The sequence below is a fragment of the Rhodoluna sp. genome (assembly GCF_049276775.1).
GTDB lineage: Bacteria > Actinomycetota > Actinomycetes > Actinomycetales > Microbacteriaceae > Rhodoluna.
On sequence record NZ_JBASXC010000043.1, the window covers coordinates 1 to 2367 of the forward strand.

Sequence of the window (2367 nt, forward strand, 5' to 3'; positions counted from 1 at the left end):
AACTCTCGGCCATATTCCCTATGAGGACGAGGGCTACATCATGGAGTTCCTAGAAGAGCTTGGTGGTGATGTGACATGCGATGCGAAGCTCACAAAGCTCGTGCACGGCGGTTATGACCTGTTTCTCGATATCCAGCGACCTGTTGAGGTTCAGGACTAGTTCAAGGGCGTCCATTAGGAGTCAATTACCGGACTCGGTGAGTCAGAGAAGTGGTGATTACAACGGCCGAAGGGTTGCCCAACAGGGACTCGAGGAGTAAATTCGAAATGTAATTTTATTTCTCAAAATGTAACGTGAGGCTGGGGAGGTGCCGATGATTCAAGAGGTCCTTGAATTGCACACCTGGCCAAAGCCACAAGGCCGCTTTTCTGGCTACCAGTACACGCTCATGCACTCAGGTCAGGTAATTGAAACCGGGCACGGTGGTCGCCTTAGTGCATCTGCAGAGGCAGCTTCCGTGACACCTGACAGCCTCTTTGATCTGGCATCGGTGACAAAGCTTTACACGGCGACACTTGCAAGTTTCTTGCACGATGCCGGTGAGGTTGACCTGGATGCTCCAATCGGTGACTGGGTTGCTGTTGGAGCAGAGCTTTCTCAAACCACCTCGCGTGAGCTACTGACTCACGTTAGTGGACTCCCACCTTGGTGGGAAGAGCAGTCAACAAGGGCAAGCACAATCTCAAAGTTGTATGAACTAGCTCCTTCACCACAGCAGCGCGGGGAGCTTGTCTACTCCTGCACCGGCTATTCGATGTATGCAATGAGCGTTGAACAGAAATACGGCACCACCTTTGATCAAATCCTCAGAGCAAGACTGTTAGACCCGCTGGGCCTTGATGAAACCGTTTTCAATCCATCTGGCGAGCGGTATGAAATTGTGACTGCCAAAGAGCCAAAGGAGGATGTGCCACCTGGGAAGGTGCATGATCCTCGCGCAAGGGCTCTAGATGGCATTTCAGGCAACGCCGGGCTTTTCGCTAACTCTTCGCAGGTGGCAAGGTTTTTGAATGCTCTTGCCGGTGGCGATAGTGCTGTGATCACTGCTGGTGTCAGGCGTGAGCTCTTCACGCCTTCGGCAAGCTCCGAGTGGGAGCAGGCAATTGGTTTCCGCTTTCAAGATGTGGGGCGGCTGGGGAGCGCATCTCACTTCTACTCTCACTCTGGCTTCACCGGAACCCTCGCCATGACGAACCCAGAAACATCGGTTAGTGGCGTGCTACTTACTAACCGCCTTCAATGCGACACGACCAGAGAGCAAATGGCAGAGGTGTATGTGTCTTTTGCTGAGTGGGTAGGGAGGCATGATGGCTGACCTGTTTACCAAAATTTCGCAGTCGAAGCCGAGCATGCGACCAGCCCAGGCGAAGATTGCAGACTTTGTGCTCGATAAGCCTGAAGAAGCGGCAAACAGCACAATTGCCGAGCTTGCTAAGCATGTGGGAATCTCTACCGCATCAGTGGTGAGGTTTTGTGACGAGATTGGCTACACCTCATTCACGGACTTCCGTTTGGCCGTATCGGTCGCATCGGAGCAGAGAAGGGCTGCTCGCGAGAACTTCTCGATTGATAAGGACGAGATTGACCCAAATGACTCGCTCCAGGAGGTCATTGCGAAAACCGTCTTCCACGAGGTTGAGGCAATTCAGCAGACTGGTGCCAGCTTGGACCTAGAGCAAGTTGAAGCGGTGGTGACCGCCCTCACTGAGGCTAGGAGGATCGAGCTGTTCGGCCTTGGCTCAAGCTCTCTAGCTAGTCAAGATCTTCGTCAAAAGCTTCACCGCATTGGCTTTCTTGCTTTTGATTCTCCAGACAACCACCAGGCAATCACCTCTTCGGCGCTCATGACCAAAGACGATGTCGGCATTGTCTTCTCGCACTCCGGCATAACACCCGAAAGCCTGGAGGTGCTGCAGATTATGAACCGAAGTGGGGCCAGGACCGTTGCCATCACAAACTTCCCGGATTCTCCGATAGCCAAGGCTGCGGACTTTGCTCTTACGACCGCAGCGAAAGAGACTCGTTATCGCTCAGGGGCCATGTCCAGTCGAATTGCCCAGCTTGCTCTTGTCGACTTTCTGTTCGTCAGGATTATGCAGCTGAGGCTCGAGTCGGCCGAGGTATTACTGGAGCGAACCTATCTTGCGGTCAGAGGTAACAGGATTCAGAGCTAGCTGCGCCTGTCAGGGTTGGGAATTGCCGAGAGTAGCTGCTTGGTGTAGTCGGTCTGTGGGTTCTCAAACAGTTCGGTGGGCGTTCCACTCTCAACTATCTCTCCGTCTTTCATGACGTGGACATAGTGAGAAATCATTCTTACGACTGCAAGGTCGTGGCTAATAAAGAGATAACTGAGGTTGAGCCTTCCT

General features: G+C 52.9%; 2 protein-coding genes and 1 pseudogene. 2 read left to right on the plus strand and 1 reads right to left on the minus strand.

What is annotated here, in order from left to right; genetic code table 11:
* Positions 1 to 314 precede the first annotated feature (314 nt).
* Together WAO31_RS03265 and WAO31_RS03270 are read left to right on the plus strand one after the other, a co-directional pair.
* Positions 315 to 1316: a serine hydrolase domain-containing protein gene (locus WAO31_RS03265; protein ID WP_509590215.1), complete on the plus strand. Its 1002-nt coding sequence runs from the start codon at positions 315 to 317 to the stop codon at positions 1314 to 1316.
* A complete protein-coding gene (locus WAO31_RS03270) occupies positions 1309 to 2175 on the plus strand; it encodes a MurR/RpiR family transcriptional regulator (protein ID WP_509590218.1) in 867 nt (288 codons plus the stop codon). Before WAO31_RS03265 ends, WAO31_RS03270 begins: the two co-directional genes overlap by 8 nt.
* On the opposite strand, the pseudogene WAO31_RS03275 reads toward WAO31_RS03270, so the two are convergent.
* Positions 2172 to 2367: pseudogene (locus WAO31_RS03275) on the minus strand (ABC transporter ATP-binding protein); the annotation flags it as partial. The gene WAO31_RS03270 and the pseudogene WAO31_RS03275 overlap by 4 nt on opposite strands.